This window comes from Ligilactobacillus murinus (assembly GCF_003288115.1).
GTDB classification, from domain to species: domain Bacteria; phylum Bacillota; class Bacilli; order Lactobacillales; family Lactobacillaceae; genus Ligilactobacillus; species Ligilactobacillus murinus.
On record NZ_CP023565.1, the window covers coordinates 1772054 to 1790669 of the forward strand.

Here is an 18616-nt window from a genome sequence, read left to right on the forward strand (position 1 = left end):
TCTTTCTAACTGATGCACATATATCTTGTTCTCAATACTTTCATTATAACCTGTTATGGTAAAAAAACTGTGTATAATCTATCAAAAATTTTAATTAATATGTAAAAGAGACTATGACCTAAGCCACAGTCTCTTTTTGGCAGTTTTACACTACCTATGTCGGATGATCTTACTTATTAGCTTTCTTTTTCTTCATTGCTAATAGTAGTGAACTTGCCATCAATCCAAGGCCTAACAAGAGACCACCTTGTTCCAGGCCATTACCCCTTTGTAGCAATTCCTTATTTGCAGTTGCCTTATTGTTCTTAGCTACTAGATCATCTACAGCATCATGTTTGCCACCATTGTTCATTTCGGCATTACCGCTATTGTTCGTCATCACTAAGCTATTTGCAGTTGAACTGTTATCCATTGAAGTATCCGAAGTGTTTGAGCCTTGAGAGTTAGTTGAGGTGGAATGGGAAGAACTAATTGACTCACTTGCACTCAATGATGTGCTTAGTGATCCACTGATCGCTTCACTCATTGGGAATTCTGAAAGGTCAAAGCTTGTACCCGGACCTACTTCTTCACTTTTTGACCCTACTTCACTCACTGACGCGCTTGTTGATTCGCTCGCACTTACTGATGCACTTGTTGATTCACTCGCACTTACTGATGCGCTCGTTGATTCACTCACACTCACTGATGCGCTTGTTGATTCACTTGCGCTCAATGAGACGCTTGTACTTACTGATGCAGACGTTGATTCGCTCGCACTCACTGAGGTAGACACTGATTCGCTCGTGCTCAAGGAGGAGCTTGTCGATTCAGAATCAGATTCTCTTACAGATTCACTGAATTCTTCTGACTCAGATTCACTTACTGATATTGATTCTTGAGTTGATTCGCTCGCACTTACTGAGGTGCTTGTTGATTCACTTACACTTACTGAAGTGCTCGTTGATTCACTGGCGCTCAATGAGACGCTTGTACTTTCAGACAAGCTTTCTGATTCAGAATCAGAATCTTTTGCCGATTCACTGAATTCCTCTGACTCGGATTCACTTACAGAAATTGATTCTTGTGTGGAAACACTCATGGATGTGCTTGTCGATTCACTTGCGCTCAATGATGCACTTGTTGATTCACTCGCACTCAATGATGCGCTCGTTGATTCACTGGCGCTCAATGATGCGCTTGCTGATTCACTCGCACTTACTGACGTACTTGCTGATTCGCTCGCACTTACTGATGCACTTGTCGATTCACTCGCACTCACTGACGCAGACGTTGACTCACTTGCACTCACTGATGCACTTGTTGATTCGCTGGCACTCACTGACGCAGACGTTGATCCACTTGCACTTACTGACGCACTTGCTGATTCGCTTGCACTTACTGAGGCAGACGTTGATCCACTTGCACTTACTGACGCACTTGTTGATTCACTTGCACTCACTGATGCGCTTGTTGATTCACTCGCACTCACTGATGCGCTTGCTGATTCGCTCGCACTTACTGAGGCAGACGTTGATTCGCTCGTGCTCAAGGAGGCGCTCGTTGATTCAGAATCAGATTCTCTTACAGATTCACTGAATTCTTCTGACTCAGATTCACTTACTGATATTGATTCTTGAGTTGATTCGCTCGCGCTCACTGAGGCAGACGTTGATTCGCTCGCACTCACTGAGGCACTTGTTGATTCACTCGCACTTACTGACGCGCTCGTTGATTCGCTCGCGCTCACTGACGCTGACGTTGATTCACTTGCGCTTACTGATGCACTCGTTGATTCACTTGCACTTACCGATGCACTCGTTGATTCGCTCGCGCTTACTGACTCACTTGCTGATTCGCTCGCACTCACTGATGCGCTTGTTGATTCACTTGCACTTACTGATGCGCTCGTTGATTCACTTGCACTTACTGAGGCAGACGTTGATTCGCTCGCACTCACTGACGCTGATGCTGATTCACTTGCGCTCACTGACGCACTTGTTGATTCACTTACACTTACTGAAGTGCTCGTTGATTCACTTGCGCTCAATGAGGTAGACGTTGATTCGCTCGCGCTCACTGACGTGCTTGTTGATTCGCTTGTACTTACTGACGCACTTGCTGATTCGCTCGCACTTACTAACGCACTCGTTGACTCACTTGCGCTTACCGATGCACTCGTGGACTCACTTGCGCTCAATGATGCGCTTGCTGATTCGCTTGCACTTACTGATTCGCTCGCACTTACTGATGCACTTGTCGATTCACTTGCACTCAATGACGCAGAGGCTGATTCACTTGCACTCAATGACGCTGACGTTGATTCACTCGCACTTACTGACGCTGAGGCTGATTCACTTGCGCTCACTGATGCGCTTGTTGATTCGCTCGCGCTTACTGATGCGCTCGTTGATTCACTTGCGCTCAATGATGCGCTTGCTGATTCGCTTGCACTTACTGATTCGCTCGCACTTACTGATGCACTTGTCGATTCACTTGCACTCAATGACGCACTTGTCGATTCACTCGCACTTACTGAGGTGCTCGTTGATTCACTCGCACTTACTGACGCTGATGCTGATTCACTTGCGCTCACTGATGCGCTTGTTGATTCGCTCGCGCTTACTGATGCGCTTGTTGATTCGCTCGCGCTTACTGATGCGCTCGTTGATTCACTCACACTCACTGATGCGCTTGTTGATTCACTTGCACTTACTGATTCGCTCGCACTTACTGATGCACTTGTCGATTCACTTGCACTCAATGACGCAGAGGCTGATTCACTTGCACTCAATGACGCTGACGTTGATTCACTCGCACTTACTGACGCTGATGCTGATTCACTTGCGCTCAATGATGCACTTGCTGATTCGCTGGCACTTACTGAGGCGCTCGTTGATTCACTCACGCTCACTGACGCACTTGTTGATTCACTTGCACTTACTGACGCTGACGTTGATTCGCTCGCGCTTACTGACGCTGATGCTGATTCACTTGCGCTCACTGTCGCACTCGTTGATTCACTTGCACTTACTGAAGTGCTTGTTGATTCACTTGCACTCACTGACGCACTTGTCGATTCACTCGCACTTACTGAGGTGCTCGTTGATTCACTTGCGCTCACTGACGCAGACGTTGATTCACTTGCACTTACTGACGCACTCGTTGATTCGCTGGCACTCACTGAGGTACTTGTTGATTCACTTGCACTTACTGAAGTGCTTGTTGATTCACTTGCACTCACTGACGCACTCGTTGACTCACTTGCGCTCAATGACGCAGACGTTGACTCGCTCGCGCTTACTGACGCACTCGTTGATCCACTTGCACTTACTGAGGCGCTTGTTGATTCACTTGCACTCACTGAGGTAGACACTGATTCGCTCGCGCTCACTGACGCTGACGTTGATTCACTTGCACTTCCTGAGGCAGACGTTGATTCGCTGGCACTCACTGATGCACTCGTTGACTCACTTGCGCTCAATGATGCGCTTGCTGATTCACTCGCACTTACTGACGTACTTGCTGATTCGCTCGTGCTCAAGGAGGAGCTTGTCGATTCAGAATCAGATTCTCTTACAGATTCACTGAATTCTTCTGACTCAGATTCACTTACTGATATTGATTCTTGAGTTGATTCGCTCGCGCTCACTGACGCTGACGTTGATTCACTTGCGCTTACTGATGCGCTTGTTGATTCGCTCGCGCTTACTGATGCACTCGTTGATTCGCTCGCGCTTACTGACGCACTTGCTGATTCGCTCGCACTCACTGATGCACTTGTTGATTCACTGGCGCTCACTGACGTACTTGTCGATTCACTTGCACTCACTGACGCACTTGTTGATTCACTGGCGCTTACTGACGCACTCGTTGATTCATTTGCACTTAATGACGCGCTTGTTGATTCAGAATCAGATTCTCTTACAGATTCACTGAATTCTTCTGACTCGGATTCACTTACTGATAGCGATTCTTGAGTTGATTCACTCGCACTTAACGAAGCAGATGTTGATTCGCTTGCACTTACTGACGCAGACGCTGACTCACTTGCGCTCAATGACGCTGACGTTGATTCGCTCGCACTTACTGATGCGCTCGTTGATTCGCTCGCACTCACTGACGCACTTGTTGATTCACTTGCACTCACTGACGCTGACGTTGATTCGCTCGCACTTACTGATGCGCTTGTTGATTCACTTGCGCTCAATGACGCTGACGTTGATTCACTCGTACTTACTGAGGCAGAGGTTGATTCGCTGGCGCTTACTGACTCACTTGCTGATTCGCTCGCGCTTACTGATGCGCTTGCTGATTCACTCGCACTCACTGATGCACTCGTTGATTCACTTACGCTCACTGATGCGCTCGTTGATTCACTTGCACTCACTGACGCACTCGTTGATTCACTTGCACTTACTGATGCGCTCGTGCTCAAGGAGGCGCTTGTCGATTCAGAATCAGATTCTCTTACAGATTCACTGAATTCTTCTGACTCAGATTCACTTACTGATATTGATTCTTGAGTTGATTCGCTGGCACTCACTGATGCACTTGTTGATTCACTCGCACTTACTGACGCGCTCGTTAATTCGCTCGCGCTCACTGACGCTGACGTTGATTCACTTGCGCTTACTGACGCGCTCGTTGATTCGCTCGCGCTCACTGACGCTGACGTTGATTCACTTGCGCTTACTGATGCACTCGTTGATTCACTTGCACTTACCGATGCACTCGTTGATTCGCTCGCGCTTACTGACTCACTTGCTGATTCGCTCGCACTCACTGATGTGCTTGTTGATTCGCTCGCGCTCACTGACGCTGACGTTGATTCACTCGCACTTACTGACGCTGATGCTGATTCGCTCGCGCTTACTGACGCTGATGCTGATTCACTTGCGCTCACTGACGCACTTGTTGATTCGCTCGCACTCACTGAGGCACTTGTTGAGGCACTTGCGCTCACTGTCGCACTCGTTGACTCACTTGCGCTCAATGATGCACTTGCTGATTCGCTGGCACTTACTGAGGCGCTTGTTGAGGCACTTGCACTCACTGATGCGCTCGTTGATTCACTTGCACTTACTGAAGTGCTTGTTGATTCGCTTGCGCTCAATGACGCAGATGCTGATTCACTTGCACTTACTGACGCTGACGTTGATTCACTTGCACTCACCGAGGCACTTGTTGATTCGCTCGTGCTTACTGACGCACTCATTGACTCACTTACACTCACTGAAGTAGATGCTGATTCGCTTGTACTTACTGATGCACTTGTCGATTCGCTCGCACTCACTGATGCACTCGTTGACTCACTGGCGCTCACTGATGCGCTTGCTGATTCACTCGCACTCACTGACGCGGAGGCTGACTCACTTGCACTTGCTGATGCGCTTGTTGATTCGCTCGCGCTTACTGAGGCAGACACTGATTCACTTGCACTTCCCGATGCGCTTGTTGATTCACTCGCACTTGCTGATGCGCTCGTTGATTCACTTGCACTCACTGATGCACTTACTGATTCGCTGGCGCTCAATGACGCACTTGTTGATTCACTTGCACTCAATGAGGTAGACACTGATTCGCTCGTGCTCAAGGAGGAGCTTGTCGATTCAGAATCAGATTCTCTTACAGATTCACTGAATTCTTCTGACTCAGATTCACTTACTGATATTGATTCTTGAGTTGATTCGCTCGCGCTCACTGACGCACTTGTTGATTCACTTTCACTTACTGAGGCAGACGCTGATTCACTTGCACTTACTGACGCGCTCGTTGATTCATTTGCGCTCAATGATGCACTTGCTGATTCGCTGGCACTTACTGATGCGCTTGTTGATTCACTCGCACTTACTGACGCTGATGCTGATTCACTTGCGCTCACTGACGCACTTGTCGATTCACTTGCACTCACAGACGCACTTGTTGATTCACTTGCGCTTACTGACGCAGACGTTGATTCGCTCGCGCTTACTGATGCACTCGTTGACTCACTTGCGCTCACTGACGCAGACGTTGATTCGCTCGCGCTTACTGATGCACTTGTTGATTCACTCGCACTCACTGATGCGCTCGTTGAGGCACTTGCACTCACTGAAGTGCTTGTTGATTCGCTCGCACTCACTGACGCAGACGTTGATTCGCTCGCGCTCACTGACGCAGAGGCTGATTCACTTGCACTTACTGACGCACTTGTTGATTCACTTGCGCTTACTGATGCGCTCGTTGATTCACTTGCGCTTACTGATGCGCTCGTTGATTCACTTGCACTCACTGAGGTACTTGTTGATTCACTCGCACTTACTGATGCAGACGTTGATTCACTCGCACTTACTGAGACAGATGCTGATGCACTTGTTGATCCACTTGCGCTCACTGACGCACTTGTTGATTCACTCGCACTTACTGATGCGCTCGTTGAGGCACTTGCACTCACTGAGGTAGACACTGATTCGCTCGTGCTCAAGGAGGAGCTTGTCGATTCAGAATCAGATTCTCTTACAGATTCACTGAATTCTTCTGACTCAGATTCACTTACTGATATTGATTCTTGAGTTGATTCACTTGCACTTACTGACGCTGACGTTGATTCACTCGCACTTACTGATGCGCTCATTGATTCGCTCGCACTCACTGACGCACTTGTTGATTCACTTGCACTCACTGACGCTGACGTTGATTCACTCGCACTTGCTGATTCGCTCGTTGATTCACTTGTACTTACTGAAGTGCTTATTGATTCGCTCGCACTTACTGAAGTGCTCGTTGATTCACTTGCGCTTACTGACGTGCTTGCTGATTCACTTGCGCTCACTGACGCACTTGTCGATTCACTTGCACTCAATGACGCACTTACTGATGCACTTGTTGATTCGCTGGCGCTCACTGACGCACTCATTGATTCACTCGCACTCACTGATGCGCTTGTTGATCCACTTGCACTTACTGAGGCAGACGCTGATTCACTTGCACTTACCGATGCGCTTGTTGATTCACTCGCACTTACTGACGTACTTGCTGATTCGCTCGCACTTACTGATGCACTTGTCGATTCACTCGCACTCACTGACGCAGACGTTGATTCACTTGCGCTCACTGATGCACTTGTTGATTCGCTTGCACTTACTGATGCGCTTGTTGATTCACTCGCACTTACTGAGGCAGACGTTGATTCGCTCGCGCTCACTGATGCGCTTGTTGATCCACTTGCGCTCACTGACGCACTTGTTGATTCACTCGCACTCACTGATGCGCTTGTTGATTCACTTGCACTTACTGATGCGCTTGTTGATTCACTTGCGCTTACTGACGCTGACGTTGATTCACTCGCACTCACTGATGCGCTCGTTGATTCACTTGCACTTACTGAAGTGCTTGTTGATTCGCTGGCGCTCACTGACGCACTTGTCGATTCACTCGCACTTACTGAAGTGCTTGTTGATTCGCTGGCGCTCACTGACGCACTTGTCGATTCACTCGCACTTACTGAAGTGCTTGTTGATTCGCTGGCGCTCACTGACGCACTTGTCGATTCACTCGCACTTACTGAAGTGCTTGTTGATTCGCTGGCGCTCAATGACGCAGATGCTGATTCACTCGCACTTGCTGATGCGCTCGTTGATTCACTTGCACTTACTGATGCGCTTGTTGATTCGCTCGCGCTTACTGACTCACTTGCTGATTCGCTCGCGCTTACTGACGCACTTGCTGATTCGCTCGCACTCACTGATGCACTTGTTGATTCACTGGCGCTTACTGACGCTGACGTTGATTCACTCGCACTTACTGATGCGCTCGTTGATTCACTTGTACTTACTGAAGTGCTTATTGATTCGCTCGCACTTACTGAAGTGCTCGTTGATTCACTGGCACTCAATGACGCAGATGCTGATTCACTCGCACTTGCTGATGCGCTCGTTGATTCGCTGGCGCTCAATGACGCACCCATTGATTCACTCGCACTCACTGATGCGCTTGTTGATCCACTTGCACTTACTGAGGCAGACGCTGATTCACTTGCACTTACCGATGCGCTTGTTGATTCACTTGCGCTCACTGATGCGCTCGTTGATTCGCTTGCACTTACTGACGCAGACGCTGACTCACTTGCGCTCAATGACGCTGACGTTGATTCGCTCGCACTTACTGATGCGCTCGTTGATTCGCTCGCACTCACTGACGCACTTGTTGATTCACTTGCACTCACTGACGCTGACGTTGATTCGCTCGCACTTACTGATGCGCTTGTTGATTCACTTGCGCTCAATGACGCTGACGTTGATTCACTCGTACTTACTGAGGCAGAGGTTGATTCGCTGGCGCTTACTGACTCACTTGCTGATTCGCTCGCGCTTACTGATGCGCTTGCTGATTCACTCGCACTCACTGATGCACTCGTTGATTCACTTGCGCTTACTGAGGCAGACACTGATTCGCTCGCACTCACTGATGCGCTTGTTGATTCACTTGCACTTACTGACGCTGACGTTGATTCGCTCGCACTTACTGACGCACTTGCTGATTCACTTGCGCTCACTGACGCACTTGTTGATTCGCTGGCACTCACTGACGCTGACGTTGATTCACTCGCACTTGCTGATGCAGACGCTGATTCACTTGCACTTACCGATGCGCTTGTTGATTCGCTCGCACTCACTGACGCACTCGTTGATTCGCTTGCACTTACTGATGCGCTTGTTGATTCGCTCGCGCTCACTGACGCACTTGTTGATGCACTTGCACTTACTGAGGCAGACGTTGATTCACTCGCGCTCACTGAGGCAGACGTTGATTCACTCGCGCTCACTGAGGCAGACGTTGATTCGCTCGCACTCACTGATGCACTCGTTGACTCACTTGCGCTCACTGATGCGCTTGTCGATTCACTTGCGCTCACTGACGCACTCGCTGATTCGCTCGCACTTACCGAGGTACTTGTCGATTCACTTGCACTCACTGATGCACTTGTTGATGCACTTGTTGATTCGCTTGCGCTCACTGACGCAGACATTGATTCACTTGCACTTACCGATGCACTTGTTGAGGCACTTGCTGATGCGCTTGCACTCAATGAGGCAGACGTTGACGCACTTGTTGATTCGTTCGCGCTTACTGATGCACTTGTCGATTCGCTCGCACTCACTGATTCACTCGCACTCACTGACGCGGAGGCTGACTCACTTGCACTTGCTGATGTGCTTGTTGATTCACTTGCACTCACTGACGCACTTATTGATTCACTTGTGTTTACTGATACGCTTGTTGATTCGCTCGCACTTACTGAAGTGCTTGTTGATTCGCTGGCGCTCACTGACGCTGAGGCTGATTCACTGGCGCTCACTGACGCTGACGTTGATTCGCTTGCACTTACTGAGGCAGACACTGATTCGCTCGCGCTCACTGATGCGCTTGTTGATTCACTCGCACTTACTGAGGCAGAGGTTGATTCGCTGGCGCTTACTGACTCACTCGTTGATCCACTTGCGCTTACTGATGCACTTGCTGATTCACTTGCACTTACTGACGCACTTGTTGATCCACTTGCGCTTACCGATGCACTTGTTGATTCGCTGGCGCTCACTGACGCACTTATTGATTCACTTGTGCTTACTGATACGCTTGTTGATTCGCTCGCGCTTACTGATGCGCTCGTTGATTCACTTGCACTTACTGAAGCAGACGTTGATTCACTTGCGCTCACTGACGCTGACGTTGATTCGCTCGCACTTACTGAGGCAGATGCTGATTCGCTCGCACTCACTGACGCACTTGTTGATTCACTCGCACTTACTGAAGCAGACGTTGATTCACTTGCGCTCACTGACGCACTTGTCGATTCACTTGCACTTACTGAGGCAGATGCTGATTCACTCGCACTCACTGATGCGCTTGTTGATCCACTTGCACTTACTGAGGCAGACGTTGATTCGCTCGCGCTTACTGACGCACTTGTCGATTCGCTGGCGCTCACTGATGCGCTCATTGATTCGCTTGCACTTAATGACGCACTTGCTGATTCACTCGCACTCACTGATGCGCTTGTTGATTCGCTCGCGCTCACTGACGCTGACGTTGATTCACTTGCGCTCACTGACGCACTTGTTGATTCGCTCGCACTTACTGAAGCAGACGTTGATTCACTTGCGCTCACTGACGCACTTGTTGATTCGCTCGCACTTACTGACGCACTTGTCGATTCACTTGCACTTACTGAGGCAGATGCTGATTCGCTCGCACTCACTGACGCACTTGTTGATTCACTCGCACTTACTGAAGCAGACGTTGATTCACTTGCGCTCACTGACGCACTTGTCGATTCACTTGCACTTACTGAGGCAGATGCTGATTCACTCGCACTCACTGATGCGCTCGTTGATTCGCTTGCACTTTGCGATTGACTTGTGCTCAAGGATCGGCTTGCACTTTGCGATCGGCTTGTACTCAACGAGTTACTTACACTTTGCGATTGACTTGCACTCAAGGATCGGCTTGCACTTTGTGATCGGCTTGTACTCAACGAGTTACTTACACTTTGCGATTGGCTTGTGCTCAAGGATCAGCTTATACTTTGCGATCGGCTTGTACTCAACGAGTTACTTACACTTTGCGATTGACTTGCACTCAAGGATCGGCTTGCACTTTGTGATCGGCTTGTACTCAACGAGTTACTTACACTTTGCGATTGACTTGTGCTCAAGGATCGGCTTGCACTTTGCGATTGGCTTGTACTCAACGAGTTACTTACACTTTGCGATTGACTTGCACTCAAGGATCGGCTTGCACTTTGTGATTGGCTTGTACTCAACGAGTTACTTGCACTTTGCGATCGGCTTGTACTCAACGAGTTACTTACACTTTGCGATTGGCTTGTGCTCAAAGACCCACTTATACTTTGCGATCGACTGATACTTGTACTTTCAGAAGCCGAGTTATATAGACCAACATCAATATTAGTCAAGTTACTGTCACTAACAGTAACATTAGCATTTCCTGAAGTATTAAAATATGAATTACCTACGACAGTATATCCTACTGGTGGTATAACGGTGATCGTATAATTACCACTTCCTCGTTCAGTAAATACATATCCACCATTTGCATCGGTCGTTGTTCGTGCTATCTCATTGCCATTACTATTCTTTAAAACAACTGTAACACCTGATTTTGCTTGTTCTTGTGCATTTCTGATCCCATTTTTATCAGTATCTTCATAAACTGTACCACTTATCGAATAAGTAACTTTTGGTACAGAAGCATCCTTGATACCACCGATGTATATACCACTAACTGCTGTCGTCGTTTCTGCCCCTGAGATATAGACCGTTTTTAAAGTATCCCCCTCTTTAGTATAACGACCACTCATGGTAGAACTACCTGAATCATACATATATCGCGCACTTGAAGAACTGGCTGGATTACCTGTAGCTGATGCACCGAACAAGCCGATCTTTAAATTCGCCAGATCAGCTACTGAACCAGTGAATGCTGTTTTAAATGTAAACGTGTGACTTCTTATTGGTTTACTAGGATTAAGTGAAACATACTCTGCTCCGCTAGAACTTGCACGGCCTTTATTAGTTCCACCATGGGCTAAGGATTCACTTCTAGTAACTTTACGGGTATTTTGCCCATCAATTTTTACATCAGTTGGTGCTCCTAAGTTAGGATCAGCATCTGTATTGATCCAAAGACCGGTATATGCTCCGTATTTTTGCCAATCTTTTGTAGTTAAGACTGAACTTGCATCATAAACTACAGTCCAAGATATCGTTTTAGTAGTTGCATCATAGACAGCAGTGACACTTTGCATAGTATCCGCAAACTGTTTGTTTCCCCCAGACCAACCTAATTTGGTTCCTAAAAAATCACTTAATGTAAATGTCGTTTTAGTTCCATTTGTTACTGAGCGAAAACTTGAACCTGTGATCCCAAGCTCAGCAAAACTCATTCCGTCCCATTCAGGACGTGGCAAGATTGAAGTCATGCGATAGTTTTTAGTTCCATCAGCAGCTGTCGTTACTTCATATAGCCAACCATCTGACCCCACTTCGTATGTTTTTTCAGCTGTATTCGAAATCTCGGTACTATTCAGTGATAGGCTATTATTTTCAATTAAACTTTCAGATTCACTGGTGGAAGTTGATTTGTTTTCATTTGAAATACTTTGCGCATTACTTTCGCTTACATTAGAAGCTGAGGTACTTTCAGATCCAGAACTCAAGATTTCTTTTGTCTCACTGCTTGATGTTGTACTTTCAGAAGTTTCACTATTCATATTTTCTGAAAGTGACATTGAAGAGCTTAGACTAGTAGAAGTAGAAGCTGACATTGAAAGTGACTCTGAAGTCGAAACTTCTTCTGAGACCGAAGCTGAGTTTGAAACACTAGTCGTATCAGAAGAACTTGTACTTTCAAGTGTCACTGTTTCAGCATTAGCGAGTATATCGGCTTGATCTGTTTGCAACTCAAGTGCTTTTTCGACTTGATCAGCTGATACTACGCCTTGAGTAACAAAAACGCCACCAGCCAGTGTCCCAACTGTAGCAGCTCCCTTGATCAACTTTTCGGTTTTAGAATCTAATAGACTGTCATCTTCAACATCATTTTTTTGGAAGAGCTCTTGGTCAACAACCACATTTTTATCTGCGATCCCTTTAAATATCTTTGTTAAACCGATATTTGATATGAGGGAACTGACCCATTGCTTCCCTGACTTGTACATTTTGACCCGTGTTTTACGGTCAGTTTCAATATAATTATTCTTATATTTCCTTTCTTTCATATACATTCTCCCAATTTTTAGCAAAAACTTATTTCTATCATTACGTTCTCAGTTTCATTCTATAAAAATTTAGGTTTAATTTTATTGTACAAATCAATAAATATTTGAATAAAAAGTTAAATGTTTATTATTTTTAAGTTGTATAATTGAGTATTTTTTGAACAAATATACGTATTGCAATTAAAAAACAAGAATTAGATAAAGTGCATTTATTTTTATTAATATATAATAATTTAAATATATAAATTTTCGCTAACTCACGCTTCTACATTTCACCGCTACTTTCCTATAAAAGACTTGCTCTTCTTAACAAATATCCTTATCTTTATATATAGGTAATTATGAACAGTCTGGTCACAGAAAGTTAAAATGTAAGAGACCATTATGACAATCATTTCATCACGAAAGGAAAAGCTATATTTCTCTCTCAAACACGCGCTGTTTGCTTACATTCTATATAGCAGGCTTAATATGAAATTTATCGCTATCGTTGGAACTAATGCTACAAAATCTTATAACCGTAAATTACTACAATTCATGAGCTCACACTTTGCTAACCAAGCACAGATCGAAGTAACAGAGATCAAAGATATCCCGCTTTTTTGTGAAGACTATGAACAAACGCCCCAAAGTGTTTTAGACCTTGCCCAAAAGATCGAAGGCGCAGATGGGGTGATCTTTGGGACCCCTGAATATGATCATGATATCCCGGCTGCTTTAAAATCAGTGATCGAATGGCTCTCATGGAAAGTCCATCCGCTGACTAAGCGCCCCGTTATGATCGTTGGCGCATCTTTAGGTAATCTTGGTACTGTCCAAGCGCAAGAAAGTTTACGCCGGATCTTGGATTCCCCTGGCTTAGGTTCATTTGTTTTGCCAGGTTTTCAGTTCCTACTTGGGCGAGCAGAATCTGCTTTTGATGAAAAAGGGAATTTACTTGATCCAGGTACGGTATCCTGGTTAGAACAATGCTTTAACGGTTTTATCCACTACGCAAGCGCACTTGAAAAATTACAAAGTGCTCAAAAAGCACAGATCAAAACGTCTAGCATCTCACATTCACTCGATCCGCAACTAAAAAAGCAAGAAGCCAAAAGTGCCTTCCAAGCACTTGATGAGATCGATACTACTACCGGCGCTTCTGAAACTGCCGATATGAGTTTTGAAGAAGCTAATGGGATCAATTTTGTCCTAGATGACGATATTGAATTCAAGCTCCCAGATGATCCTATCAACACTTTGGAGACTACTACTTCACCTAAAGTCGCACCCGAACCGCCTGTTTTAGTCTATACTGAAGATGCTTTGACCAGCGCTTCCCAAACCGAACCACCAAAAAAATCCGCTCCTATTCCAGCAGTCGATACCACTACAGGAGCTTCTGAAAGCTAATGAAACAACAAGCACAACGTTTTATCCACAAAACTTATCGTGGTTTGGGGACAAATATCTACTTTACGGCTTTTGGCAGTGCCAACTCAAAAGATCTTGATGATAGTTATGCTTTGTTAAAAGAATATGAATCAGCATTGACTGTCAATCAAGACCACTCAGAACTGATGGCTGTTAATCAGGCTGCTGGGATCAGACCCATTTCCGTCAGTGATGCGACTTACCAACTGACAAAACTTGCGATCCAGACTAGCCAAGAAAATTTTGGTTTTAACGCCTTGATCGGACCATTAGTCAAGTTATGGAAGATCGGTTTTAAAGGAGCTTCACTTCCACCTAAAGAGGAGATCACTTCACGCTTGGCTTTGATCGATCCTACACAAGTTGAGTTGGATGATAACGAGTTTTCGATCTTTTTAAAGCAAGCCGGGATGCAACTTGATCTCGGAGCGATCGCTAAAGGATATATCGCCGATCGGATTCAAGATCTCTGGGAAGCTAAGGGGATCAGTAGTGGGATGATCAATTTAGGTGGTAATCTCTTATTGAAAGGACAAGCGCCGCATCATCCTGATGGTTTATGGCGTATCGGGATCCAAGACCCCTTTACTAAACGTGGAAACGCGATCTTATCAGTTAAATTTGGCCCTTGCTCTGCTGTTACTAGTGGGATCTATGAGCGCCTGTTGAAAACTAAGGGGAAAACTTATCATCACATTTTAGATCCTAAAACAGGTTATCCACATGAGAATAACTTAGCTAGTGTCACAGTCTTAACTAAAAGATCAGTTCAAGCTGAGATCGAAACGACACGCCTCTTCTTTTCTGATGGTCCTAAAAAAGACTGGCCGGTAACAGATGATATTTATGGTGCTATTTTTGTCACCAAAGATAAGAAGATCCAAGTTTGTGGCCTTTCACCAAACCAGGTATCCTTACTTGATGATACTTTTGAATTAGAATTTAAATAAAGAATATACTAGAAAACAGGCTGGATCTCAGCCTGTTTTTTAGTGTTGATAGCCAAAAAACCGAGCCACTCGCACTTGCGAGCAGCTCGGTTATGATAATACTATTTCTTTTTGCTCTTTAGAGCTTTGCGTTTAGCTTTTTCAAGTTTACGCTGGCGAGCTTTTTCAGCTCGTTTCTTTTCTTCACGTTCACGTTGGATCTTAAACGGATTGTTGATCACAAGTGTTTGAACAACTGAAAAGGCGTTTGTGATCACCCAGTACAATGAAAGGGCTGCGGGCACATTTAACGCGGTAAAGAAGATGATCAGTGGCATCCCATAAGTCATCATCGTTGTCATCATGTTTTGTTCTGGTTGAGCTTTGACACTTAACCAAGAGGTTGCAAACGTAAATAACGCTGCTAAAACTGGCAAGATGAAGTATGGGTCACGCCCACCTAATTGCATCCACAAGAAATGCCCTGTCTTCAAAGTTTCTGACCGATAGATCGCTTGATATAAGGCGATCAAGATCGGCATTTGAACTAAGATCGGTAAACATCCAGCTACTGGATTGACCCCAGCTTCGGCATAGAGCTTTTGTTGTTCTTCCCGCATCTTTTGCATGGATTCAACATCTCTATCTGGATATTTAGCTTGCAATTCCTTTAATTTTGGTTGCAATTCACTTGTTTTACGCATGCTGCGCATTTGATAGATCATCAACGGTAAGATCACGATCCGTATGATAATGGTAAAGATCACGATCCCCCAGCCATAATTATGACCAAAAATGTTGCTCAAGGCTTCGATCGCCCGAATAAAGTTCCATACGATGTAATGATCCCAGATCCCAGTACTTTGGGCATTGACCGGATCAGTACTACAGCCGCTCAAAAAGAGCATTAAACCTAAAACGCTAATAACAGCGGCTAGTCTTTTCCCTTGCTTCATTTGCATTTACCTCACTTCGCAAATTGATCATCCGACAATACTCTTGCCAAGTGCAAAACATGGATCAAATTCTTCTTTGCATCAGCTGTTGAGATCCCAGCAGCACTTGGGCGCGCGATCACGATAAAATCGCAATCTTGTTTTAGCTGCGGCTTTAATTCAGTCAAGCTCTGCCGAATCCGACGCTTGACCCAGTTACGCGCGACAGCATTCCCGATCTTTTTACCGACGGAAATTCCGACGCGAAAATGCTTTTGCTCGGGCTTTTCGATCATGTAGACCACAAACATGCGGTTCGCACATGACTTACCCTGGGTAAAGACTTCTTGGAACTCCGCTTCTTTCTTGACGCGGTATGATTTTTTCATGACCCATCTCCAAATGATTTGAAAAGTCCGCATACACTAAAAAAGACCACTGACGGTCCAGTGGCCTATGCAGACAATACTTTTCTACCTTTACGGCGTCTACGTGCTAACACATTACGACCGTTGCTTGTACTCATGCGTTTACGGAAACCGTGTACGCGTTGGCGATGGCGTTTCTTAGGTTGGTAAGTTCTTTTCACAACAGAACACCTCCTTTTATACAATGTTACTTAATATCCTACAAAAATCGTAGCTTGATGTCAAGTTCAGACTTACTTTGTAATACTACCATATCTTAGCTAAAATTCAAAGTTTTTTTTCAGTTTTCATGACAAAAAAGTACTACTTTGGCTGTGCTTTTTATGCACATTTTATCCACTTTTACATTTTTTAGCTGTCGATAAAATTTTTACATCCACAGCATAATCCCCAAAACCATCCACAAATCACAGCCTGTCAATATCGACCTGTCAATTTGTAAATAACCCTATGTGTATAACTCTCGTATCTTTTGAATATCAAGGGTTACAGCTTTTGAACTTTTCTGTGAATAACTTTTTAAAATAATTTACACATCCACAATTTTTCACAACTTGTGGATAAGTTAATTAACACCCTGTGATTTATTTTTTACTTTTTTTCCCCAACCTGTGGAAAACATTTTTTTTTAATGCTACAATAGGAGCATGCAAACTTTATCAAAAAGGAGGGATCTTAGTGCTTGATCTTGAAACTTTATGGCAGTATATCCGCGATAAATTCGAAGCTGAATTTTCGCCGATCGCATTTACCACTTGGATCGCATCGGCACGACCACTACAGCTCACCGATAATACTTTAGTCGTTGAAGTGGCCTCTAAATTGCACCAAGACTACTGGAAACAAAATATTATTCCTCAGATCACTTCACTGCTTGCAGATAATCTTTTAACTAAGATCACGATCCTAGTTAAAACGGTCGACGAGCCCAATCCTTTGGCCGAAGCTCAGACCGAGCCTAAAGTCAGGTCACTTGAGCCTAAGCTAGCTGTACCTAAAAAAAGCACCCCACTAAATGACAAATACACGTTTGAATCATTTGTGGTCGGTAAAGGCAATCAGTTGGCACATGCAGCTGCACTTGCAGTCGCTGAAGAGCCTGGTGTCTTCTATAATCCGTTGTTCTTTTATGGTGGAGTAGGTCTAGGTAAGACCCACTTGATGCATGCGATCGGGCATCAGATGTTAGAAAATAATCCTAACGCCCGTGTCAAATACGTCACTAGCGAATCGTTTGCCAATGATTTCATCAATTCGATCAAATCTAAGCATCAAGAAGAGTTTCGCCAAGAATACCGCAATGTTGATCTCTTATTAGTTGATGATATCCAATTTTTCTCAGATAAAGTTGGAACGCAAGAGGAATTTTTCCACACATTCAATGCTCTCTACGACGATAAAAAGCAGATCGTTCTTTCTTCAGATCGCCTACCAAACGAGATCCCTAAGCTTCAACAACGCTTAGTCTCGCGTTTCAAATGGGGATTATCTGTTGATATCACCCCACCCGACTTGGAAACGCGGATCGCTATTTTGCGTAACAAAGCTGAAACCGAACACCTTAAAGTCCCTGATGATACTTTAAGCTATATTGCTGGTCAGATCGATTCCAATATCCGTGAATTAGAAGGAGCATTGATGCGGGTCCAAGCTTATGCTAAGCTAAATGGTCAGCCCGTTTCAACGAGCTTAGCGGCAGAAGCTTTACAAAGCTTAAATGGTGCTCCACAAGCCAAAGAGCTGTCGATCGCGATGATCCAAGAGAAAGTTGCTAAGTTTTTCCACGTTACTGTAGCTGAACTCAAAGGAAAAAAACGTGTCAAAACGATCGTCATCCCACGCCAGATCGCAATGTATCTCGCGCGTGAATTGACCGAAGCTTCTTTGCCTAAGATCGGACAAGAATTTGGTGGCAAAGATCATACCACGGTCATTCATGCACATGAAAAGATCAGTGAGGCACTCAAAAGCGATGAAGAGCTCAAAAAAGAGGTCGCTAAATTGCGGGCTGAATTACACAGTTAACAACTGCCTGTGAATTAGTGTGGATAAACCCTAATAGTTATCCACAAGTTATCAACAGGTGATTTCATAGATCATCAAAGGTTTTAGGGCTTTTTCCACAGTATAAACAGCCCCTACTATTACTAC

The 18616-nt window shown here is 45.1% G+C and carries 10 protein-coding genes; 5 read left to right on the plus strand and 5 right to left on the minus strand.

Annotated features, from left to right (window positions below; translation table 11 throughout):
• Positions 1-169: 169 nt before the first annotated feature.
• Positions 170-6133: an accessory Sec-dependent LPXTG-anchored adhesin gene (locus CPS94_RS11860; protein ID WP_456264534.1), complete on the minus strand. Its 5964-nt coding sequence runs from the start codon at positions 6131-6133 to the stop codon at positions 170-172.
• Between CPS94_RS11860 and CPS94_RS11865 the strand changes: the two genes are divergently transcribed.
• Positions 6078-6533 carry a hypothetical protein gene (locus tag CPS94_RS11865; RefSeq protein ID WP_269148572.1) on the plus strand — a complete coding sequence of 152 codons (456 nt, stop codon included), beginning with the start codon at positions 6078-6080 and terminating at the stop codon, positions 6531-6533. The two genes, CPS94_RS11860 and CPS94_RS11865, sit on opposite strands and share 56 nt — an antisense overlap.
• Before the next feature lie 174 nt (positions 6534-6707).
• Positions 6708-10376: a hypothetical protein gene (locus tag CPS94_RS11870; protein WP_191983783.1), complete on the plus strand. Its 3669-nt coding sequence runs from the start codon at positions 6708-6710 to the stop codon at positions 10374-10376.
• A gap of 158 nt (positions 10377-10534) precedes the next feature.
• Here the strand turns inward: CPS94_RS11870 and CPS94_RS11635 are convergent, their stop codons facing one another.
• Positions 10535-12760: an SdrD B-like domain-containing protein gene (locus tag CPS94_RS11635; RefSeq protein ID WP_191983784.1), complete on the minus strand. Its 2226-nt coding sequence runs from the start codon at positions 12758-12760 to the stop codon at positions 10535-10537.
• A 471-nt stretch (positions 12761-13231) separates the two neighbouring features.
• Here CPS94_RS11635 and CPS94_RS08790 point away from each other — a divergent pair, with 471 nt between their 5' ends.
• Both CPS94_RS08790 and CPS94_RS08795 read left to right on the plus strand, forming a co-directional pair.
• Complete coding sequence (locus CPS94_RS08790; RefSeq protein ID WP_112193816.1) at positions 13232-14152, plus strand: NADPH-dependent FMN reductase; 921 nt, start codon at positions 13232-13234, stop codon at positions 14150-14152.
• Positions 14152-15123: an FAD:protein FMN transferase gene (locus CPS94_RS08795; RefSeq protein WP_112193818.1), complete on the plus strand. Its 972-nt coding sequence runs from the start codon at positions 14152-14154 to the stop codon at positions 15121-15123. Before CPS94_RS08790 ends, CPS94_RS08795 begins: the two co-directional genes overlap by 1 nt.
• A gap of 101 nt (positions 15124-15224) precedes the next feature.
• Here the strand turns inward: CPS94_RS08795 and yidC are convergent, their stop codons facing one another.
• From yidC to rpmH, 3 genes are all read right to left on the minus strand, one after another.
• Positions 15225-16058 carry a membrane protein insertase YidC gene (yidC, locus tag CPS94_RS08800; RefSeq protein WP_004049718.1) on the minus strand — a complete coding sequence of 278 codons (834 nt, stop codon included), beginning with the start codon at positions 16056-16058 and terminating at the stop codon, positions 15225-15227.
• 11 nt (positions 16059-16069) lie between these two features.
• Complete coding sequence (gene rnpA, locus CPS94_RS08805; RefSeq protein WP_004049716.1) at positions 16070-16426, minus strand: ribonuclease P protein component; 357 nt, start codon at positions 16424-16426, stop codon at positions 16070-16072.
• A gap of 65 nt (positions 16427-16491) precedes the next feature.
• Positions 16492-16626 carry a 50S ribosomal protein L34 gene (gene rpmH, locus CPS94_RS08810; protein ID WP_003701411.1) on the minus strand — a complete coding sequence of 45 codons (135 nt, stop codon included), beginning with the start codon at positions 16624-16626 and terminating at the stop codon, positions 16492-16494.
• Positions 16627-17143: 517 nt separating this feature from the next.
• On the opposite strand from rpmH, the gene dnaA reads away from it, so the two are divergent.
• Positions 17144-18490, plus strand: coding sequence for a chromosomal replication initiator protein DnaA (gene dnaA, locus CPS94_RS08815; RefSeq protein ID WP_112193820.1), 1347 nt, complete (start codon positions 17144-17146; stop codon positions 18488-18490).
• The last annotated feature ends 126 nt before the right edge of the window (positions 18491-18616 follow it).